The following is an 18,858-nucleotide window of genomic DNA, read 5'->3' on the forward strand; positions in this document are numbered from 1 at the left end:
TCGACCTTCACCAGGGACGAGGCCGTGATCTCCTCGAAATACCAGCCATAGGGATTGATGAGGAAATGGTGCTCCGGCCCCGGCACGCGAGCCGAGATATGGGTGAAGATCATGTCGTCCCAGCCGTGCAGGGCGACGAGCCGGTACAGGGCCGCCAGATCGACGCGCGCCTGCCATTCGGCTTCCGACACACGGGACTTCAGGGACTGGGATGCGCCGTCAGCCATGGGATCTCTCCTCCGCAGCCTCTGCGGACCGCTGCCGCCAAGGTCTCCCTCCCTCCGCTCCACGTCAAGAAGCCCCACGAATTGTTAAACGGTTCAGGCTTCGTTAACCCTGTCTTCACCGGATCAGGCGCAGCTAGACCATATCGCCTGACCGCCTTTCGCGCTGGAGCCTGCCGTGGCCGCCGCCTCGATGTCGCAAAGTTCGACGGACATCGCGCCTTCCGCCGATCTTCTGGCCCTGGCCGCCAGTCGATCCGTCGATGACCGGCACAGGCTGATGCTGGGGGTTGTGGCCCTGTGCAAGGCCAACCCGCCGACCGACGGTTGCGCCCCGGCGCTCAGCGACATCTTCCTGACCCTGGCCCGCGACGCCGAGGCCCGGATCCGTCAGACCCTCGCCGAACAACTGGCTGACGTCCCCTGGGCGCCGCGCGCCCTGCTGGACCTGCTGATGCTCGACGAGATCGACATCGCCCGCCCGGTCATCGCCCGCAGCCCCCTGATGCGCGACGAGGACCTTCTGCGCATCCTCGTGGACGCGACGCTGGAGCATCAGGTCGAGGTCGCCCGCCGGCCCCACATCAGCGGCCGGGTCGCCGACGCCGTCATCGACATGGCCCAGCCCGCCCCCATGGCCGCCCTCGCCGCCAACACGACCGCCGAGATCAGCGAAGCCGGCCTCGGCCGCCTGATCGAACACGCGCGCCGGATCGCCGCCCTGCGTTCGCCGCTGTCCCGCCACCCCAGGCTGAACCAGAAACTGGCCATGACCCTCTACGCCATGGTCGGGGATGCGCTTCGCACCGAGCTTCAGGCCCGCTTCGTCGACGCCGGCCCGGCCCTGCCCGCCGCGATCGCCTCGGCGATCGAGACCGCCGCCTCGAAACCCCGCTCGCCCGCCATGACCGTCCTCTTGGCGTCGTCCAGCGACCGCGACGGCGACCGCGACGAAATGGACCGCCGTCTGGTCGGCAAGTTGCAGATGTCCGGCCAGCTCAAGGCCGGCTTCCTGGTCCGCGCCGTCCGCGAGAAGCAGATCGGCCTGTTCGAGCACGGTCTTTCGGCGCTCAGCGGCTTTCCCCTCGGTCAGGTGCGACAGGCGATCCGTCGCGCCGCGCCCGACGCCCTCTATCTGGCCTGCGCCGCCGTGGGCATCGACCGCGCGGTCTTCCCGACCCTGCTGAAGGAGATGCGGGCCCTGACCGGCGGCCTGCCCGGCGACGAGGCGGCGGAGGTCACCACCCGCAGCCTGACCCCGATTGAGGCCGGCTACGCCTTTCGCCTGCTGATGGAGACGGAAACGGGTCTGCCCGTTTGACTTCCCTGCCGGGCTCGGCTTGCGTGGCGGCATGACCGACGCCGCCGATCTCCGACTTGCCTTCGTCGCCAGCGACCGGCCCGAAGCCCAGTTCGCCCGCGTGCGCCTGACCAAACGCTATGGCTCGGCGCCGGTGGATGAGGCCGACGTCATCGTGGCCCTCGGCGGCGACGGCTTCATGCTCGAAACCCTGCACGGCGACCTGAAGCGCAACATCCCCGTCTATGGCATGAACCGGGGTTCGGTCGGCTTTCTGATGAACGACTACGAGGAGGATGACCTGCCGGCCCGCATCGCCGCAGCGGGTCACGCCGTCATCCACCCTTTGCAGATGGACGCCTGGGGCGAGACCGGCGAGGTGGTCAGCGGCCTGGCCATCAATGAGGTCTCCCTGCTGCGTCAGACGCGGCAAAGTGCAAAATTGCGCATCAGCGTCGACGGCAAGGTCCGGCTGGACGAGCTCAGCTGCGACGGCTGCATGGTGGCCACGCCCGCCGGATCGACCGCCTATAACCTCTCCGCCCACGGGCCGATCATTCCGCTGGACGGCAAGGTCCTGGCCCTGACTCCGATCAGCGCCTTCCGGCCCCGGCGCTGGCGCGGCGCCCTGCTGCCGCATCAGGCGAAGGTCACCTTCGAGGTGCTGGAGCCGGACAAACGCCCGGTCAGCGCCGTGGCCGACAGTCTGGAAGTCCGCCGCGTGGCCAGGGTCGAGGTGCACGAGCGCCGCGACGTCGCCCTGACCATGTTGTTCGAGGCCGGCCGATCCTTCGAGGAGCGGGTTCTGGCCGAACAATTCTCGGCCTGACGCCGGTTAGTGAGCGCCTGCTGGCGTCGCGGCGACGGCCGCCGGGGTTCGGGGCGCCAAAGCCGTGGGGATATCTCGCCCCAAAACCTCCGCCATGGCCTGCTGGGTGATCAGCAGAACCTCCTCGCGCTGGTAGTAGCTGTTGGACAGGACGACCACCGTCACGTCGCTGTCCGGCTGCCACGTCGCCAGGTTGCGAAAGCCCGACCAGCTGCCGGTGTGATAGATCTGGCGATCGGTGAAGGATGGCGTCACCTCGATCCCCAGCGGCATCATGAACAGGCCATAGCCCCACTGGCGCTCCGGCCGCCGCGTCTCGCCCTCGGTGATCGGCGGCGCCTGGTCCGAGGTCATCTCGGCATAGGCGGCGGGCGACACGACCCGCCCGTGATGCAGGGCCCGCTCCCATTTCAGCAGGTCGTCCAGCGTCGAATACAGGGCGCCGGCGCCCTCCACGATGCTGACGTTGGGCTGGTTCTGCGGGATCAGCCCCTCGCGCAGATTGGCGTAGCCCGTGGCGATCGGCCCGCCGTCTGACGCCACGTCGCCCAGCCCGGTGTTGGTCATGCCCAAAGGCGTGAAGAAGGTCGCCTGCAGATAGTCGGGATAGGCCACGCCGCTGGCCCGTTCGACGATGTCGGCGGCCAGGTTGAAGCCTGCATTGTTGTACCGGATCTTCGTGCCTGCCGGGAACTGGAGCCCGAAAGCCTTTGACTCCTCGGTTAACTGGCTCAGCGTCGCCGGGGTGATGCGTCGCTGCCCCCAGCCCGGCCGGGCCATCAGGTCGGGGATGCCCGACTGGTGCGACAGCAGGTGGCGAATGGTGATGTCGGCCCAGGCCTCGGGACAGGGCTGGATCCAGGCGCAGACCTTGTCCGACGTCTTCAGCCGCCCCTCGTCCTGCAGCTTCAGGATGGCGGCGGCGGTGAACTGCTTGCTGATCGAGGCCAGGCGGAACCGGGTCGTCGGCGTCAGGGGAACGCCCCGTTCGATGTCGGCCATGCCGTAGACCTGCCGGAACAGGATCTGGTCGCCCTTGGCCACCAGCACCGCGCCCATGAAGTTGGCCGGATTGGCGTCTAGCCGCGCCTTGAGAAGCGGCAGGGTCTCGACGGGGCGAATCGGGTCGGTGCTCGGCACGCCCCCGGCACCGGCCTGGCTCGCCGTCGCCGTGGCCCGGTCCGGGCGCAGCAGGGCGGCCGCGCCGAACCCGCCGGCGATGACTGCGACGGCCGCCAGTCCCGCGAAGATGCCGCGACGAAGTCCTCTCATGACGTCAGACGTCGAACTCCAGCCCGAATTGGGCATAGAGGGCCCGGCTGTCCTGCCAGCGCGGGTCCACCTTGACCGTCAGGAACAGGTGCACCGGCCGGTCCAGCAACTCGGTCAGTTCCTCACGCGACTTCTGGCCGATCCATTTCAGGGTCTGGCCACCCTTGCCCAGGACGATGGGCCTCTGGCTCTCGCGCTCGACATAGATGGTCTGTTCGATCCGGGCCGAACCGTCGCCCTTTTCGTCAAAGGCCGTAGTCTCAACCGCCGCCGAATAGGGCAGCTCCTCATGCACCCGCAGATAGACCTTCTCGCGCGTGATCTCGGCGGCCAGAACCCGCATCGGCACATCAGCCGACTGGTCCTCCGGATAGAGCCAGGGCCCCTTGGGCATGGCCAGGGCCAGCCGGGTCTTGAGGTCCTCCACTCCGTCCCCGCTCAAGGCCGAGATCATGAAGACCTCGGAATAGACGCCGGTCTCGAACAGGGCGTGCGACAGGGCCAGAAGCGTGTCGCGGCGCATGCCGTCGATCTTGTTCAGGGCCAGTATGACCTTGGTGTCCGTCGCCTTCAGGTTGGCGATGATGGTCTCGGTGTCCTCGGCCGACTTGCGGTCCGCCGCCGTACCGTCGCGGCCCTCGGCGGCGATGTGGGACGCCGCGTCGATCAGGTGCACCACCACATCGGCGTCGTTCGCCCCCGCCCAGGCCGAGGCGACCATGGCCCGTTCCAGCCGACGGCGCGGGGTGAAGACGCCGGGCGTATCCACCAGCACGATCTGGGCGTTGTCCGACATGGCGATGCCGCGCACCGGAAAGCGCGTGGTCTGCACCTTCTGGGTGACGATCGAGACCTTGGTCCCGGTCAGGCGATTGACCAAGGTCGACTTGCCCGCATTGGGCGCGCCGATGATGGCGGCGAAGCCGGCCTTCTGGTCTTCCACCTTGATGTCCGTATCGGTCAAATGACGCCTTCCCGTTTCAACATGGCGGTCGCGGCCGCCTTTTCCGCATCCTGACGCGAGCGGCCCTCGGCCGCCGCCGGTTCAAATCCGTCCACCGTCGTTTCGACCGTGAAGGTCGGGGCGTGGTCGCTGCCCGATCGTGCGACGATTCTGTAGGTCGGCAGAGGCCGCCCCTGCCCCTGGGCCCATTCCTGAAGCACGGACTTGGGATTGGCCACCGCCCGGTCCGGCGTGCGGCCCAGCTCCTCGGCCCAGGCCCGCTCGAACACGCCCCTGGCCGCATCCAGTCCGCCGTCGAGGAAGACCGCCGCCAGGACCGCCTCGACCGCATCGGCGATCAGCCCGTCCTTGCGCCGTCCGCCGCTCTTGCTCTCGCCGGGAGACAGCCTCAGCGCCGCCCCGACGCCGAGCCTGGCCCCGACACGGGCGCAGGCCTGCTTGTCCACGAGGGCGTGCAGACGCGACGACAGCTGGCCCTCGTCCGCCTCGGGAAAGTCGTGGTGCAGCCGCGCCGCGACCAGCAGGCCCAAGACCCGGTCGCCCAGGAACTCCAGCCGCTGGTTGTCGCGCGGTCCCTTGTGGGTCTGGGGTTGGACGCCCTCGCCCACGCTGGCGTGGGTCAGGGCCCGTTCCAGCAGGGCCCGGTCCCTGAAGTCGTGACCGAGCCGGCGGACCAGTTCGGCCACCGCCTCGGCGCGACCGTTGGCCATCAGTGCAGAACGCGGAAGAAGCGGCTCAACCGGATGTTGGAGAACCAGCTGACGGGATTCCACAGCGAGGCGCCGGGCTCCCAGGAGAACATGATGATCTGGGCCTTGCCGACCAGATTCTCGGCCGGAACCAGACCCACACCGCTTTCGCGGCTGTAGCGGCTGTCGACCGAGTTGTCCCGGTTGTCGCCCATCATGAAGTAGTGGCCTTCGGGCACCGAATAGACGGGGGTGTCGTCCACCTCGCCGCCGGGCCCGAAGTCCTGGGTCATGAAGGTCTTGCCATTGGGGAAGGTCTCGCGGACCTGGGTCGCGGACTGCCGGCCCCACAGGCCGTTGACTTCCGCCGCGCCGACGACCACGTCCTTCACGGGCTGGCCGTTGATGTAGAGCTTGTTGGCGATCATCTGCACCGTATCGCCGGGCAGGCCCACCACCCGCTTGATGTAGTCGGTCCGATTGTCGCGCGGCAGCTTGAACACCACGATGTCGCCCCGGTTCGGCTGCCGCCCGAAGATCCGCCCGTCGCCGATCGGCAGATTGACCGGCAGGCCGCTCGAATATTTGGAATAGCCGTAGGACCACTTGGTCACCACGATATAGTCGCCCTGATACAGGTTCGGCTCCATCGAGGCCGACGGAATGGTGAAGGGCTGGAACAGCAACACGCGCAGCACGAAGGCGATCAGCAGGGCGAAAACCACCGTCTTGATGATCTCCAGCGTCTCGCTGCCGGCCGACCGCACCGGGGCCTCCTCCTCGTCACGCGCGCCCTTGACCCGCGCGGCCTTGGGGATGGCCTTCTCGTCGGCGCCGTCCTCGAACGGGGCGTCGCCCTGGTCGCTCCAGATCGGGCGACGGGTGTCGGACGTGACCGAAGACGGCTCCACGGGGGTGTTGGCGCCCGGCGCGGACCCGGCGTCGGTGGAAGTCTTGTCGTCGCTCATGCGTGAATTGCCTGCTGCCGCCGATCTGGCGGTCTGACCGGCCGGACTATAGCCTCATTGAGACAGCGGCAAGACCTCGATCACCACGAAGGCGAGCGCATAGGGGTGCTCGTCGCTCAGCGTCAGGTGGATCTTCGCCTCGTGGCCGGCGGGCGTCAGCCGCTTCAGGTGCTCGGCCGCCGGCCCCGTCAGGGCCAGGGTCGGCTGGCCGGACCGCAGGTTCACCACCCCCATGTCCCTCCAGTAGACGTCGCGCCGCATCCCGGTCCCCAGGGCCTTGGCGCAGGCCTCCTTGGCCGCGAACCGCTTGGCGTAGCTCCAGGCGGCGTCCGGTTTGCGGTCCGAGCGCGCGCGCTCGATCTCGGTGAAGCAGCGCCGCTTGAACCGGTCGCCGAACCGGTCGAGCGACGCCTGGATGCGCCGGATGTCCGACAGGTCCGCCCCGACCCCGATGATCACGCTTCGACGCCCCGAGCGGCGTCCATGAGCTCGCGCATGCGACGGATCGACGGCCCCAGACCGACGAAGATCGCCTCGCCGATCAGGAAGTGGCCGATGTTCAGCTCCATCAACTCTGGAATGGCCGCCACCGCCGTGACCGTGTCGTAGTCGATGCCGTGGCCGGCATGCACCTCCAGACCCAGCCGGGCCGCCTGGGCCGCGCCGGCCGTCAGGAAGGCTAGCTCGCGCTCCGCCTCCTCCATCCGGCCCTCGCGCACGGCGTCGCAATAGGCGCCGGTGTGCAGCTCGACCACGGCGGCGCCCGTGCGATGGGCCGCGTCGATCTGTTTCGGGTCCGCCCCGATGAACAGGGACACCCGCGACCCGGCCTCGTTCAGCTTGCCGACGAAGGGGGTGATCCAGTTGTGGCCCCCGACCACGTCCAGCCCCCCCTCGGTCGTCCGCTCCTCGCGCTTTTCCGGCACCAGGCAGACGGCGTGGGGCCGGTGATGCAGGGCGATCTCCAGCATCTCCTGCGTGACCGCCATCTCGAGGTTCAGGGGCCGGTTCTCGGCGTTCAGCAGGGCCGACAGGCCGTCGATGTCGGCGTCGGAAATATGCCGGCGGTCCTCGCGCAGGTGGGCCGTGATGCCGTCCGCCCCGGCCGCCAGCGCCTCTTCCGCCGCCCGCACCGGATCGGGATACTGACCCCCGCGCGCGTTCCGGACCGTGGCCACATGGTCGATGTTGACGCCCAGACGCAGTCGCGTGGCCATGCGATCAGGCCTTCGCCAACCGCCGGCTGCCCGGATCCTCGACGGGCAAGGCCGCCAGTTCGGGCGGCAGGGCGTCGGCGGGGTATGCGGGCACGTCCAGGGTCGCCAGGGCGATCAGGGGCACGCCGACATCGGCGCGACCGCCGGAACGATCGACGATACAGGCCGCAGCCACGACCGTCCCGCCCGCCTTCTGGATCGCCGCGATGCATTCGCGAGACGAAAGCCCGGTGGTGACGATGTCCTCGACCATCACCACCTTCTCGCCCGGCTCGACGTGGAAACCGCGCCGTAGCTTGAACTCGCCGCCCTCGCGTTCGACATACATAGACCGGACGCCGAGGTGCTTGGCCGTCTCATAGCCGGGAATGATCCCGCCCACGGCCGGGGAAATGGCGACGTCCACCGGCCCGACCGCAGCGATCACCTTCTCCGCGAGCGCCTTGCACAGACGGGCGCAGCGCTCTCCGTCCATGAAGACCAGGTTCTTCTGCAGGAAGACCGGGCTGTGCAGTCCCGAGGACAGCACGAAATGGCCTTCGCGCAGTGCGCCGGCGCCGCGAAACTCGTCGAGAACGTCATTGGAATTCATCGGCAACTTCAACTCGCTTCCAGCCAAGGCGTTCGTATTTCCTGCGACGCAGCATCGGGATAAACCCACCGTAGATCGCCGTGAATATCCATCCAGGAAAATAGGTGATCAGATAGTCCGGATCTCCCTCTCGCAATCCGGTAACCCATTCTGCTGCGAGGCCCAAAGCGATTGTGCCGACGGCAGCCAGCAGCGAATGAAGCCAAAGTCCCGCAACTAACATCGCGGGGACGCCGAACAGGATGCCCGGAAGACGCCAGCGATCGCTGACCTGACGGCGCTTTCCGTCGGATGGCCGAACGTAATACGTCGTCGCCATTCGCCCCGTCCTCTCGCTCGACCAGCTTTCGCCCTGATCTAGGGCAAGGCAGCGGTCTCGATGTTTTCGTTCGGCCTCAGGCCGCCCTCCAGCAATCGCGCCCACACTGCCTCCGCGTCATCGGCGAACCCAAACAGTTTCAGATCGTCGGCCCCGATCACCCCGTGCTCGACCAGAGCGTCGAAGTTGATCACCGATCGCCAGTAGGCTTCGTCGAACAGGACGATGGGAATGGGCGGCGCCTTCTCCGTCTGGCGCAGGGTCAGGATCTCGAACAATTCGTCGAAGGTGCCGAAACCGCCCGGGAACACCACCAGGGCGTTGGCCCGCATGGCCAGATGCATCTTCCGCATCGCGAAATAGTGGAAGCGGAAGGTCAGTTCCGGCGTCGACCAGGCGTTGGGTTCTTGTTCGTGCGGCAGGGTGATGTTGAAACCGATCGACGGCGCTCCGGCCTCCGTCGCCCCCCGGTTGGCCGCCTCCATGACGCCGGGCCCGCCGCCGGTGGCGATGACATTGTCGCGCGGCTCGCCGATGACGCCGCGCAGGGCCCCTCCCCGCTCCGACGCCAGCCTGCCGAAGGCCCGGGCCTGCTCGATCCAGCGCCCGCGCGAGCCGGCGTCGCCCTCCCTCGCCCGCGCCGTGCCGAACACCACGATGGTCGACCGCACGCCCCAGGCCCTCAGCGCCTCCTCCGCCTTGGCGTACTCCAGCAGGAAACGGACCCCGCGCATGGAGTCGCCCAGCAGGAAGTCCTGATCCATCGCCGCCATGCGATAGGAGGGCGACGCCATCTGCGCCGCGTTGGACCGGGTCTCGTCGCTCAAGCCTAGCCTCGCATCCGGTCCACGGCGTCCACGGCCGGATTGGCCCGCAACGCCGCCATGATCGCGGTGGCGTGCTTGGCGTCCTCGACCTCAACGTCGAAGTTGAGGTCGAAGAAGTCCTCGGCCCGGTGGCTCAAGGTCAGGTTGCGGATATTGCCGCCCGCCTCGCCGATCACCGTCGTGACCTGGCCCAGCACCCCGACGCCGTTCTTCACCGTCGCCTTCAGGCGGGCGATGCCGAGCCCGCCCTTCTCCGCCGTCGGCGTCCATTGCAGGTCCTGCCAGACGCTGTCGTCGTCGGCGAAATCGGCCAGCTTCTGGCAGTCGATCGTATGCACCGTCAGCCCCTTGTCAGGCTCAAGGATGCCGACGATCCGGTCGCCCGGCAGCGGCGAACAGCACTGGCCGAAATGGATGCTGACGCCGGGTGTCAGCCCGCCGCCGCGCACGAACAGCCGGGCCCGCGAGTCCTGGATCTTCTTGCGGTTGGCCGCAGAGGCGATCTTGCCCTTCAGCTGCGGAAACAGGGTCTCAGCCACCTTGACCGGCGACACCCGCCCGCGACCGATCGCTTCGAACAGGTCGGCCTCGGAGGCGATGGCCATGGTCTCCAGCAGCGGCTTCAGCGCCACGTCGTCGATCGACTTGCCCGCCTTGGCGATGGTCTGGTCCAGGGTCGCCCGCCCCAGCCTTAGAAACTCGTCGCGCTCGGCGTCACGCAGGTGGCGGCGAATGGCGGAACGCGCCCGTCCGGTCACCGTCAGCGAACGCCAGTCGGACGGCGCCTCGCGCTTGGCGCCGCGGATGATCTCCACAACGTCGCCGTTCTGCAGCACGGTCCGCATCGGCTTCAGTTCGCCGTTGACCTTGACCCCCGCCGCCGTGTCCCCGACCTCGGTGTGGACGGCGTAGGCGAAGTCCAGCGGCATCCCCCCGCGCGGCAGGGTGATCAGGCGCCCCTTCGGCGTGAAGACGAACACCTGTTCCAGGTACATCTCCAGCTTGGCGTGCTCGACCCAGTCCTCGCCGCCCTCGCCGTGTTCCATCACCTGCACCAGATGGCGAAGGTTCTGCAGCGGGTCGCGCCCGCCGTCGGCCTTCATGGCCTCACGGTCCAGGCCATAGGACTGGTTCTTGTAGGCCCAGTGCGCCGCCACGCCATCTTCCGCCACGCGATCCATGGCCTCGGTGCGGATCTGCATCTCGATGCGCAGCCCGCCCGGCCCCACGACGGTCGTGTGCAGGGAGCGGTAGTTGTTCGACTTGGGCGTCGAGATGAAATCCTTGAACCGCTCGGGCACCATCGGCCAGGCGCGGTGGATCACCCCGAGGGCCCGATAGCAGTCGTCCTCGAACGGCACGATGACGCGGAAGCCGTAGATGTCCGACAGGCTGGAAAAGCCTACCGTCTTCCTCTGCAGCTTCCGCCAGATCGAATAGGGCGTCTTCTGCCGGCCATAGACATTGGCGTCGATCCCCGCCTCCGACAGCACTCGTTCGACCTCGTGCGACACGCCTTCGATGGCGTGCCCATGCTCCAGCTTCAGCGCCTCCAGCCGGCGCTGGATGGCGGTGCGCGCCGTGGGGTTCAGATGTTCGAACGCCAGCTCTTCCAGCTCGGACGCAATGGAGTGAATGCCGATCGACCGGCCCAGCGGCGCATAGACCTCCAGCGTCTCGCGGCTGATCCGCTCGCGCTTCTCCGGCTTGACGTATTTCAGCGTCCGCATGTTGTGCAGACGGTCGGCCAGCTTGATCAGCAGGACGCGGACGTCCTTGGAGATGGCCAGGATGAATTTGCGCAGGTTCTCGGCCTGGCGCGTGTGTTCGGCCTGCAGCTCCAGGCGCGACAGCTTGGTCACCCCCTCGACCAGGACGGCGACCTCCTCGCCGAACATGGCGGCGATGTCGTCGCGGGTGGCGGAGGTGTCCTCGACCACGTCGTGCAACAGGGCCGAGACGATGGAGGCCGTATCCAGCCGATAGTCGGTCAGGATGCCCGCGACCTGGATCGGATGGGCGAAATAGGGATCGCCCGAGGCCCGCAGCTGCGAGCCGTGCATCTTCATCGCATAGACGTAGGCGCGGTTGAGCATCGCCTCGTCGGCGGTCGGATCATAGGCCTTGACCGCCTCGATCAGCTCGAACTGACGAAGGATGGGCGCGCGCCTGACCGGCGGCGCGTCGACGGCCGGCGGAGGCGGATCGTTGCGATTCGCGGCTTCGGGGCGATTCGCAGCTTCGGGAGCCGGCGGGGGCGAACCGGCCCGCGCCGGAAGGATGGTGACGCCGTTGACGGGCTCGGCCGTCAGTAGCGTTCCTCCTGGCCGCCGTCGCGGTCGCTCTGCAGGGCGCGGATCAGCTCCTGCTCGGCCATGTTCATGTGCTGCGGCTCGGCCAGCAGGGCCACGACCTCGGCCTCGTCCTCGGCTTCCGTGCGCTCGTCGACCCGTTGCAGCGCCACGACGATGGTCTCGGTCAGTTCATCCGGCATGACCTTGTCCTCGGCCAGTTCGCGCAGGGCGACGACCGGGTTCTTGTCATTGTCGCGATCCAGCATCAGCGGCGCGCCGTTAGCGATGGCGCGGGCGCGGTTGCCGGCCAGCAGGACCAGACCGAAACGGTTCGGCACCTTTTCGATGCAGTCTTCGACAGTGACGCGAGCCATGGGAGTCCTTCGGGGGCGGTCCGGGAGAGCCGGTGAAAATAGAGATAAGGATCGAATTTTGCAACGCCACATGGGCGATTGTGGGGCCGGCGTGTCCGAAGGGCTCAGGACATCGGTCGCGCATCCGTCCCGACCGAGGCCGTTTTTGCCAGTTGAGACGCCGTCCCGCCCGCCGGATGAACCCAGCCGGGCGCGATCTCCGCCAGCGGCCCCATGACGAACAACCGCTCCGCCGCCCTGGGATGCGGCAGGATAAGCCCGTCGAAATCACCGGCACGCCGCCCATGGGCGATCAGGTCCAGATCCAGGGTCCGGGGGGCGTTCCGCGCGCCGCGCACCCGTCCCATGGCGTCCTCGATCCGCCCCAGGGCCTCCATCAGGGCGTGCGGCTCCAGCGCTGTCGTCACTTGAACCACCCCATTCAGGAACGGCGGATCGTCCGGGTCGGGCCAGGCCTGCGACCGCCACCAGGACGACCGCGCCACGACGTCGATCCCCTCCGGCCGGAACCGGGCCAGGGCCGCCTCCAGCGCCTCGCGACAGTCGGACCACACCCCCTTGTCATTGCAGCCCAGGGCGACGAAGACAGCCTGATCCAGTCCGCCGTCCGCGCCAGGCCGAATATCCGGGATGCCTTCCATGAGCTTCCATCCGACCGAGCGCGTCGCCCTGTTCATCGACGGGGCCAATCTCTATTCCGCCGCCCGCGCCCTCGGCGTCGATCTGGACTTCAAGGCTTTGCTGGCCTCGTTCCAAGATCAGGCGGTTCTGGTTCGCGCCTATTATTACACGGCCGTGGTCGAGGGCGAAGAGTTCTCGGCCGTCCGGCCTCTGGTCGACTGGCTCGGCTACAACGGCTTCTCGACCGTGACCAAGCCCGCCAAACGCTTCACCGATCCCCAGGGCCACAGCCGCATCAAGGGCAACATGGACATCGAGATCGCGGTGGACATGCTGGAGCTCGCGCCGCGTCTCGACCACGCCGTGCTGTTCTCCGGCGACGGCGACTTCCGCCGCCTGGTCCAGGCGGTTCAGGCGAAAGGCGTGCGGGTCACCGTCGTCTCCACCCTGAAAAGCCAGCCGCCGATGATCGCCGACGACCTGCGCCGCCAGGCCGACCGCTATATCGACGTCGCCGATCGCAGCGACTGGACGCGGCCGCGCGCGGGCGGCTGACGCTTCGGTTCAGCCCTTGTCCCGCAGCAGCCGGGCCTTGTCCCTCTGCCAGTCGCGCTCGGCCGAGGTCTCGCGCTTGTCGTGCAGCTTCTTGCCCTTGGCCAGGGCGATCTCCAGCTTCGCCTTCCCGTCCTCGTTCAGATAGAGGCGGATCGGGATGATCGTCTGGCCGTCCTTCTGGACCGCGCCGATCAGACGATCGATCTGCTTCCTGTGCAGCAGCAGCTTCCGCGGCCGGCGCGGCTCGTGGTTGAATCGATTGGCCTGGGCATAGGGTGGGATGTCGGCGTTGATCAGGACGATCTCCCGCCCCTCCACCGCCGCATAGCTTTCGGCGATATTGGCCCGCCCCATGCGCAGCGCCTTGATCTCGGTGCCGAGCAGCATGATCCCGGCCTCGAGGTTGTCCTCGAGGAAGTAGTCGAACTTCGCCCGCCGGTTCTCGGCGATCACCTTGGCCTTGGTGATCGGCGCCTTGGCTGCCGAAGCAGCCTTTTCCTTTGTCGTCGCCATCAGCTCGCGCCGGCGGCGGCCATCGCCGCGTCGATGGCCGGCTTCACCGCGTCGTTCGCCCGATAGAGCGGCAGGCGAATCTCTTCCGTGCAGAGCCCCAGTCGCGACAGGGCGTACTTGGCCGGAGACGGCGAGGAATCCAGGAACAGCGCCGTCTGCAGGGCGATCAGCCGGTCCTGCCACGACCGGGCCGAGGCCATGTCGCCGACCTGGATGGCCCGGTTCAGCGCCACCATGGCCTCCGGGGCGACGTTCGACGTCACCGAGATCACCCCCACCCCGCCATAGGCCGAATAGCCCAGGAAGCTGGCGTCATCGCCCGAGATCAGGGCGAACTCGCCGCTGCCCGCCCCGGCGATATTGGCGTGCATCCAGCTGACGCGATCCATGTCGCCGGTCGCGTCCTTGATGCCGACGATGTTCGGATGCTTCGACAGTTCGGCCACGACCGCGTTGGACAGGTCGCAACCCGTGCGCGCCGGCACATTATAGAGGACGATCGGCAGCTCGACCGCATCGGCCACCGCCTCGAAATGCGCCTTCAGCCCCGCCTGCGACGGCCGGTTGTAGAAGGGGGTGACGATCAGGGCGCCGTCGGCCCCGACCTTTTTGGCGAACTGAGACCACTCGATGGCCTCGTCGGTGGCGGCGGCTCCACAGCCGGCCAGCACCCGGACGCGGCCCGCCGCCTTGTCCACGCAGCGTTCGATCACGGCCAGGTTCTCGGGCACGGTCAGGCTGGCGTTCTCGCCGGTCGTGCCCATCGGCACGACGCCGTCCACCCCTGCGGCGATCTGGCGTTCCAGAAGACGGTCGAAAGCGGCTTCGTCCACCTTTCCGTCACGAAGTGGTGTGATCAGGGCGGTGATCACGCCCTTGAACAAGGGGGCGGTCATGGTGAGAACTCTACCTGCATGGGAAAGGGCGCCGGGCGCCTGTAACAGCCTTAGAGGGTAGGTCGGCGGCTTCGACGCCGCAACTGTATGAATGGGGTAACACGAACAATGCTGGCGACCACTCTCGCGGCCGCGCTTGCGGTCCTCGCACCCCTGCCGCAGACGACCGACATCCTGAACAGCGAGGGGCCCGTCCCCTACACCCAGGTTTCGGCCGCCAGCAGCCAGCCGCGCGTCCTCAGCGATTCCGACACCACCGCCTTCCGCCAGGGCCTGGCCGCCGCCCGCGCCCGCGACGCCGCCGGAGCCCGCGGAGCCATCAGCCGCCTGTCGGACCCCGCCGCGCGCAAGCTGGTCGAATGGGCCCTGGTCGACGTGACCGGCTCGCAGATGTCGTGGAGCGAACTGTCCGAGGACGCCCGCAGCCTGGACGGCTGGCCTCGCGCCGACGCCCGCACAGCCGCCGCCGAACAGGCCATGGACCGCGCCTCCACCTCGTCCGGCGAGGTGCTGGGCTTCTTCAGCGACTCCCGGCCGACCACCGTTCAGGGCGCAATCGCCCTTGCCGGAGCCCTGGAGCAGTCGGGCCGACAGGCGGAGGCCCGCGACCTGATCGCCGACTGGTGGCGCACCCGGTCGTTCGACGATGCCAATCAGAACCGCATTCTGGGGCGCTGGGGCGGATGGCTGACCCAAGCCGACCACGACGCCCGCCTCTCCATGCTGCTGTCGGGTCCGCACGGCCCGGCCACGCGCGGCATGTTGTCCCTGGTCTCGGCCGAGCGCCGCACCACGGCGGAGGCCGTTCTGGCCCTGCGCAGCGCCTATAACGCCGACGCCGTCGTCGCCGGCCTGACCCCGACCCAGGCCCTGGATCCCGCCGTGGTCCAGGAACGGGTCCGCATCCTGCGCGCCGCTAACCGCGACACCGAGGGCTTCTCCCTGCTCCGCTACCTGCCCGCAGCCCCGTCTCACAAGGACGGTCAGGACGCCCTGTGGAGCGAGCGCCGCAACTATTTCCTGGACGCCCTTCAGGCCCGCAACTGGCAGGCGGCCTATGACGCCATGAACGGCCACGGCTTCCCGTCGGGCGACCGTCTGGTGGACGCCGAGTTCTTCGCCGGCTGGGTCGCCCTGACCAAGCTCAACGATCCGGCTCGCGCGGCGCAGCATTTCGAGCGGCTGCGCACCGTCTCCTCGACCCCCATCACCCAGGGCCGCGCCGCCTACTGGCTGGGCCGGGCCGCCGAGGCGAGCGGCGATCAGGCGGGCGCCCAGCAGTGGTATCGCTCCGGCGGCCAGTACATCCAGACCTTCTACGGCCAACTGGCGGCGGAAAAGGCGGGCCAGACCTCCATCACCCTGCCCGGCGATCCGGCGCCGACCGCCGCCGACGTCGCCCAGTTCGAGAACCGCGAGCTGGTCCGCGCCATGCGGATTCTCGGCGAGACCGGCGAGACCAGCCTGTTCCGCGTCTTCGCCTACCACCTCGACGACACCCTGCCCCTGCCGACCGACCTGGCCCTGCTGATGGACCTGTCGCGCGCCTATGGCGAAGGCTTCACGGCCATGATGGTCGGCCGGGCCGCCAGCCAGCGCGGCGTCCTGATGCCCGACCGCATGTATCCGGTCCGCATCCCGCCCTCGGTCCCCGGCGCTGCGCCCCTCGAGTTCACCCTGGCCATCACCCGCCAGGAATCCAGCTTCGATCCCCGTGCCCGCTCCCACGCCGATGCGCGCGGCATGATGCAGTTCCTGCCCGCCACGGCCTCGGGCGTCGCCCGTCGCCTCGGCATGCCCTACTCGGCCGAGCGGCTGTGGGATCCCGACTACAACATGACCCTGGGCAGCTATCATCTGGGCGAGCTGATGAATCAGTTCGGCGGGTCGATGCTGCTGACGACCGTCGGCTACAACGCCGGGCCGGCCCGGCCCTCCCAGTGGATCGCCCGCTGCGGCGACCCGCGCGGCGGTCAGGTCGATCCCGTCGATTTCATCGAATGCGCCCCCTTCACCGAGACGCGCAACTACATGATGCGGGTCATGGAGAATATGGCGGTCTACAAGGCCCGGCTGAACGGCGGCACGGCGCCCCTGACGGCCTCGTCCGACATCGCGCGCGGCGTGGCGGGCATGGGTGCGTCCTCGGTCGGCAGCGGCCCCAGACCCTACATCCCCTGAACCGCGCGGGGCGCGGGACGCCTCAGGCCGGTCGCACCAGCCCCCGGATCAGGGCGTCGCTCATGCCCCGAGCCAGAAGATCGCGCGCCGCCCAGTCGAAGTAGGGCTTGGTGATGACCAGGGACACCACCCCATGGATGCCGGACCAGAAGAGCTGGGCCGTCAGCCGGGCGTCGCCGTTGATCAGCCGTCCCTCCGCGCCGATCTGGTCGATCACGGCCTGAAAGGAGGCGAAAAGCTCGCCGCCCAGTTGCTGCGCCGCGCTCTGGGCACCGTCGCGTGCTTCGACGGGCCGGGTCAGATAGACCAGACGATAGGCGTTGGGGTTCTCAAACCCGAAATCGATATAGGCCTGAAGGATGCGTTCGAGCCGTTCGTCCGCAGCGCCCGCCTCGTCCATGACGCGCCGGTTTCCGGCGATCAGCCGCTCGAACGTCTCGCGACAGATCTCATGCAGTATCTCGCCCTTGTCGGCGAAATGCATGTAGAGGGCCGTCGAGGACAGGCCGACCTCGTCGGCGATCTTGCGGATCGTGGCGCCTTCATAGCCGTGCTCGACGAAGATCCGCTCTGCCGCCGCCAGCATTTCGGCGCGACGCGAATGCCCCTCGCCCTTGGGCTTTCGCCCAGAACGGGCGGCCTCGGCGGCGGCGGACGGGCGAGTGGAAGACACGACGGACACGATGGCGCTCCTGCAACGTCAGCCCTCAATAGGACCTTTGGGCCCGCCGCGCCAACGGCTTGCGGCGTTGGCTTGACGAGGTTACCGCTAGGGGATGGTGGGGGCCGGAAATCGACATTTGCATGGCGCGATGGCGCGCCGACGCCACTGGGCGTCGCAGCGCGGACTCAGCCTCGGCCAGTGGCTGTTCTGGGCCGGGCTCGCGGCCCTGATCGCCTGGGGCGTCGTGCTTGAGCCCCGTAGGACGGGTCTCGTCCTGATCGTGGGCGTGCAGCTGGGCTTCATAGCCATGGGGGGCTGGCGCATCCTTCTGACCGTAGCCAGCCGTCGCCGCCCGCCTGCGGCGCCGCCGCCCCCGGTCTGGCCGCGCTACACCGTGCTGGCGGCCCTGCATGACGAGGCGGTCGTCATCCCCCAGCTGGTCCGCCGCCTCGCCGCCATCGACTACCCGCCCGACCGCCTGCAGGGCCTGCTTCTGCTGGAGGCGCACGACGCCTCGACCATCACCGCCGCCCTGAACGCCGACCGTCCCGACTGGCTGGAGGTGGTCATCGTCTCCGACGGCGCCCCGCGCACCAAGCCCCGCGCCCTGAACTACGGCCTGGCCCGCGCCACGGGTGACCTGGTCACCATCTACGACGCCGAGGACCAGCCCCATCCGCAACAGCTGCGCGAAGCCGCCGCCCGTTTCGCCGCCGACCGCAGCGGCCGCCTGGGCTGTCTTCAGGCCCCGCTGCGCATTCGCCCGCCACAGGGAACCCGCTTCAGCGAGCGGTTCCTGGCCCGCCAGTTCGCCGTCGAATACGCCGCCCTTTTCGAGGTGACCCTCCCCGCCATGGCCCAGCTCGGCCTGCCCTTCCCCTTGGGAGGCACCAGCAATCACTTCCGCGCCGAGGCCCTGCGTGAGGTGGGCGGCTGGGACGCCTGGAACGTCACCGAGGACGCCGATCTCGGCTTCTCGCTCTGGCGCGCCGGCTGGAAGCTCCACATCATCGGCCGCCCGACCTGGGAGGCCGCGCCAGAGCGCCTCTATGACTGGCTCCCCCAACGCACGCGCTGGCTCAAGGGCTTCATGCAGACCTGGGGCGTCCACACGCGCGACCTCTGGAGCCTCGGCCTGCGCGGTGCCCTGGCCCTCAGCCTGTCCATCGGCGGCGCGCTCACCGCCGCCGCCAGCCACGCCGCCGCCATCACAGGCGTCGCCGCTGTCGTTCTGGTCGCCCTGGTTGCGGGCCTGCCGCCCCAGACCTCCTTCATGGCTTTGGGCGTCCTCGCCTTCGGGGTGATCTCGGCCTGGATCAACGGCCTCATCGGCGCCCGTCGCGCGGGCGTGCCGTATGGTCCGGTCGATATGCTCCTGGCCCCCGGCGCCTGGGCCCTGCTCAGCCTGGCCTTCCTCCATGCCGCCCATCGCCTGGTGACCGAGCCCTTCACCTGGGACAAGACCGCCCACCGGCCCGACACGGTGGACCTGACGCCGGTGGAGCCCGCCTCGAACGACAACGGACTTCGCATCGAGAGCGTATCGCTTTAAGCAGCGG

Annotated in this window: 21 protein-coding genes; 5 read left to right on the forward strand and 16 right to left on the reverse strand. The window is 68.5% G+C overall.

Annotated elements, in window-relative coordinates; translation table 11 throughout:
* The coding region (locus ACT6QK_RS02960) for a class II aldolase/adducin family protein (RefSeq protein ID WP_444596319.1) at positions 1–227 on the reverse strand (227 nt) is incomplete at its 3' end.
* A gap of 175 nt (positions 228–402) precedes the next feature.
* On the opposite strand from ACT6QK_RS02960, the gene ACT6QK_RS02965 reads away from it, so the two are divergent.
* On the forward strand, positions 403–1,545 hold the full coding sequence (locus ACT6QK_RS02965; protein WP_444596320.1) for a DUF2336 domain-containing protein: 1,143 nt from the start codon (positions 403–405) through the stop codon (positions 1,543–1,545).
* Between the two features lie 31 nt (positions 1,546–1,576).
* Positions 1,577–2,353, forward strand: a complete 777-nt coding sequence (locus tag ACT6QK_RS02970) for an NAD kinase (RefSeq protein ID WP_444596321.1) — start codon at positions 1,577–1,579, stop codon at positions 2,351–2,353.
* Positions 2,354–2,359: 6 nt separating this feature from the next.
* Here the strand turns inward: ACT6QK_RS02970 and ACT6QK_RS02975 are convergent, their stop codons facing one another.
* The 12 genes from ACT6QK_RS02975 to folK form a co-directional block, all read right to left on the reverse strand.
* Positions 2,360–3,625 (reverse strand): serine hydrolase domain-containing protein, encoded by a 1,266-nt coding sequence (locus ACT6QK_RS02975; protein ID WP_444596322.1) that lies wholly within the window; start codon positions 3,623–3,625, stop codon positions 2,360–2,362.
* 4 nt (positions 3,626–3,629) lie between these two features.
* A complete protein-coding gene (gene era / locus ACT6QK_RS02980) occupies positions 3,630–4,589 on the reverse strand; it encodes a GTPase Era (protein WP_444596323.1) in 960 nt (319 codons plus the stop codon).
* Complete coding sequence (gene rnc / locus ACT6QK_RS02985; RefSeq protein WP_444596324.1) at positions 4,586–5,299, reverse strand: ribonuclease III; 714 nt, start codon at positions 5,297–5,299, stop codon at positions 4,586–4,588. Before rnc ends, era begins: the two co-directional genes overlap by 4 nt.
* Positions 5,299–6,246 (reverse strand): signal peptidase I, encoded by a 948-nt coding sequence (lepB, locus tag ACT6QK_RS02990; RefSeq protein WP_444596325.1) that lies wholly within the window; start codon positions 6,244–6,246, stop codon positions 5,299–5,301. Before lepB ends, rnc begins: the two co-directional genes overlap by 1 nt.
* Before the next feature lie 54 nt (positions 6,247–6,300).
* Positions 6,301–6,705, reverse strand: coding sequence for a holo-ACP synthase (acpS, locus tag ACT6QK_RS02995; protein WP_444596326.1), 405 nt, complete (start codon positions 6,703–6,705; stop codon positions 6,301–6,303).
* The gene (locus ACT6QK_RS03000; protein WP_444596327.1) at positions 6,702–7,463 is read right to left on the reverse strand and encodes a pyridoxine 5'-phosphate synthase; all 762 of its coding nucleotides are present in this window, start codon (positions 7,461–7,463) and stop codon (positions 6,702–6,704) included. The genes acpS and ACT6QK_RS03000 overlap by 4 nt, the downstream gene beginning before the upstream one ends.
* Before the next feature lie 4 nt (positions 7,464–7,467).
* Complete coding sequence (gene pyrE / locus ACT6QK_RS03005) at positions 7,468–8,055, reverse strand: orotate phosphoribosyltransferase (RefSeq protein ID WP_444596328.1); 588 nt, start codon at positions 8,053–8,055, stop codon at positions 7,468–7,470.
* Entirely contained in the window at positions 8,042–8,374 is a 333-nt protein-coding gene (locus ACT6QK_RS03010; RefSeq protein ID WP_444596329.1) for a hypothetical protein, read from the reverse strand. Before ACT6QK_RS03010 ends, pyrE begins: the two co-directional genes overlap by 14 nt.
* 38 nt (positions 8,375–8,412) lie before the next feature.
* Entirely contained in the window at positions 8,413–9,168 is a 756-nt protein-coding gene (locus ACT6QK_RS03015) for an LOG family protein (RefSeq protein ID WP_444596396.1), read from the reverse strand.
* Between the two features lie 35 nt (positions 9,169–9,203).
* Entirely contained in the window at positions 9,204–11,297 is a 2,094-nt protein-coding gene (locus ACT6QK_RS03020; RefSeq protein WP_444596330.1) for a RelA/SpoT family protein, read from the reverse strand.
* 212 nt (positions 11,298–11,509) lie between these two features.
* Positions 11,510–11,869 (reverse strand): DNA-directed RNA polymerase subunit omega, encoded by a 360-nt coding sequence (rpoZ, locus tag ACT6QK_RS03025; RefSeq protein ID WP_444596331.1) that lies wholly within the window; start codon positions 11,867–11,869, stop codon positions 11,510–11,512.
* A 104-nt stretch (positions 11,870–11,973) separates the two neighbouring features.
* Positions 11,974–12,510 (reverse strand): 2-amino-4-hydroxy-6-hydroxymethyldihydropteridine diphosphokinase, encoded by a 537-nt coding sequence (gene folK / locus ACT6QK_RS03030; RefSeq protein ID WP_444596332.1) that lies wholly within the window; start codon positions 12,508–12,510, stop codon positions 11,974–11,976.
* Between folK and ACT6QK_RS03035 the strand changes: the two genes are divergently transcribed.
* Positions 12,509–13,045, forward strand: a complete 537-nt coding sequence (locus ACT6QK_RS03035; protein WP_444596333.1) for a LabA-like NYN domain-containing protein — start codon at positions 12,509–12,511, stop codon at positions 13,043–13,045. The two genes, folK and ACT6QK_RS03035, sit on opposite strands and share 2 nt — an antisense overlap.
* A 9-nt stretch (positions 13,046–13,054) precedes the next feature.
* Here ACT6QK_RS03035 and smpB read toward each other — a convergent pair whose 3' ends face one another.
* Together smpB and dapA are read right to left on the reverse strand one after the other, a co-directional pair.
* Positions 13,055–13,558, reverse strand: coding sequence for an SsrA-binding protein SmpB (gene smpB / locus ACT6QK_RS03040; RefSeq protein ID WP_444596334.1), 504 nt, complete (start codon positions 13,556–13,558; stop codon positions 13,055–13,057).
* A complete protein-coding gene (gene dapA, locus ACT6QK_RS03045; RefSeq protein WP_444596335.1) occupies positions 13,558–14,454 on the reverse strand; it encodes a 4-hydroxy-tetrahydrodipicolinate synthase in 897 nt (298 codons plus the stop codon). The genes smpB and dapA overlap by 1 nt, the downstream gene beginning before the upstream one ends.
* A 108-nt stretch (positions 14,455–14,562) precedes the next feature.
* Between dapA and ACT6QK_RS03050 the strand changes: the two genes are divergently transcribed.
* The gene (locus tag ACT6QK_RS03050) at positions 14,563–16,635 is read left to right on the forward strand and encodes a lytic transglycosylase domain-containing protein (protein ID WP_444596336.1); all 2,073 of its coding nucleotides are present in this window, start codon (positions 14,563–14,565) and stop codon (positions 16,633–16,635) included.
* Between the two features lie 22 nt (positions 16,636–16,657).
* Here ACT6QK_RS03050 and ACT6QK_RS03055 read toward each other — a convergent pair whose 3' ends face one another.
* Positions 16,658–17,317, reverse strand: coding sequence for a TetR/AcrR family transcriptional regulator (locus tag ACT6QK_RS03055; protein WP_444596337.1), 660 nt, complete (start codon positions 17,315–17,317; stop codon positions 16,658–16,660).
* 130 nt (positions 17,318–17,447) lie between these two features.
* Between ACT6QK_RS03055 and ACT6QK_RS03060 the strand changes: the two genes are divergently transcribed.
* Complete coding sequence (locus ACT6QK_RS03060; RefSeq protein ID WP_444596338.1) at positions 17,448–18,851, forward strand: glycosyltransferase family 2 protein; 1,404 nt, start codon at positions 17,448–17,450, stop codon at positions 18,849–18,851.
* Positions 18,852–18,858: the final 7 nt, after the last annotated feature.

Origin of the sequence: Brevundimonas sp. (assembly GCF_052436175.1) — a bacterium.
Classification (GTDB): Bacteria; Pseudomonadota; Alphaproteobacteria; order Caulobacterales; family Caulobacteraceae; genus Brevundimonas.

Coding starts and splice junctions, on each gene's coding strand:
- ACT6QK_RS02975 (WP_444596322.1), bottom strand. CDS start 3,625: ATGAGAGGACTTCGTCGCGGCATCTTCGCGGGACTGGCGGCCGTCGCA.
- pyrE (WP_444596328.1), bottom strand. CDS start 8,055: ATGAATTCCAATGACGTTCTCGACGAGTTTCGCGGCGCCGGCGCACTG.
- ACT6QK_RS03000 (WP_444596327.1), bottom strand. CDS start 7,463: ATGGCCACGCGACTGCGTCTGGGCGTCAACATCGACCATGTGGCCACG.
- smpB (WP_444596334.1), bottom strand. CDS start 13,558: ATGGCGACGACAAAGGAAAAGGCTGCTTCGGCAGCCAAGGCGCCGATC.
- ACT6QK_RS03015 (WP_444596396.1), bottom strand. CDS start 9,168: ATGGCGTCGCCCTCCTATCGCATGGCGGCGATGGATCAGGACTTCCTG.
- ACT6QK_RS03020 (WP_444596330.1), bottom strand. CDS start 11,297: ATGCTCAACCGCGCCTACGTCTATGCGATGAAGATGCACGGCTCGCAG.
- rnc (WP_444596324.1), bottom strand. CDS start 5,299: ATGGCCAACGGTCGCGCCGAGGCGGTGGCCGAACTGGTCCGCCGGCTC.
- folK (WP_444596332.1), bottom strand. CDS start 12,510: ATGGAAGGCATCCCGGATATTCGGCCTGGCGCGGACGGCGGACTGGAT.
- lepB (WP_444596325.1), bottom strand. CDS start 6,246: ATGAGCGACGACAAGACTTCCACCGACGCCGGGTCCGCGCCGGGCGCC.
- ACT6QK_RS03050 (WP_444596336.1), top strand. CDS start 14,563: ATGCTGGCGACCACTCTCGCGGCCGCGCTTGCGGTCCTCGCACCCCTG.
- dapA (WP_444596335.1), bottom strand. CDS start 14,454: ATGACCGCCCCCTTGTTCAAGGGCGTGATCACCGCCCTGATCACACCA.
- ACT6QK_RS03060 (WP_444596338.1), top strand. CDS start 17,448: ATGGCGCGCCGACGCCACTGGGCGTCGCAGCGCGGACTCAGCCTCGGC.
- ACT6QK_RS02970 (WP_444596321.1), top strand. CDS start 1,577: ATGACCGACGCCGCCGATCTCCGACTTGCCTTCGTCGCCAGCGACCGG.
- ACT6QK_RS03035 (WP_444596333.1), top strand. CDS start 12,509: ATGAGCTTCCATCCGACCGAGCGCGTCGCCCTGTTCATCGACGGGGCC.
- rpoZ (WP_444596331.1), bottom strand. CDS start 11,869: ATGGCTCGCGTCACTGTCGAAGACTGCATCGAAAAGGTGCCGAACCGT.
- ACT6QK_RS03010 (WP_444596329.1), bottom strand. CDS start 8,374: ATGGCGACGACGTATTACGTTCGGCCATCCGACGGAAAGCGCCGTCAG.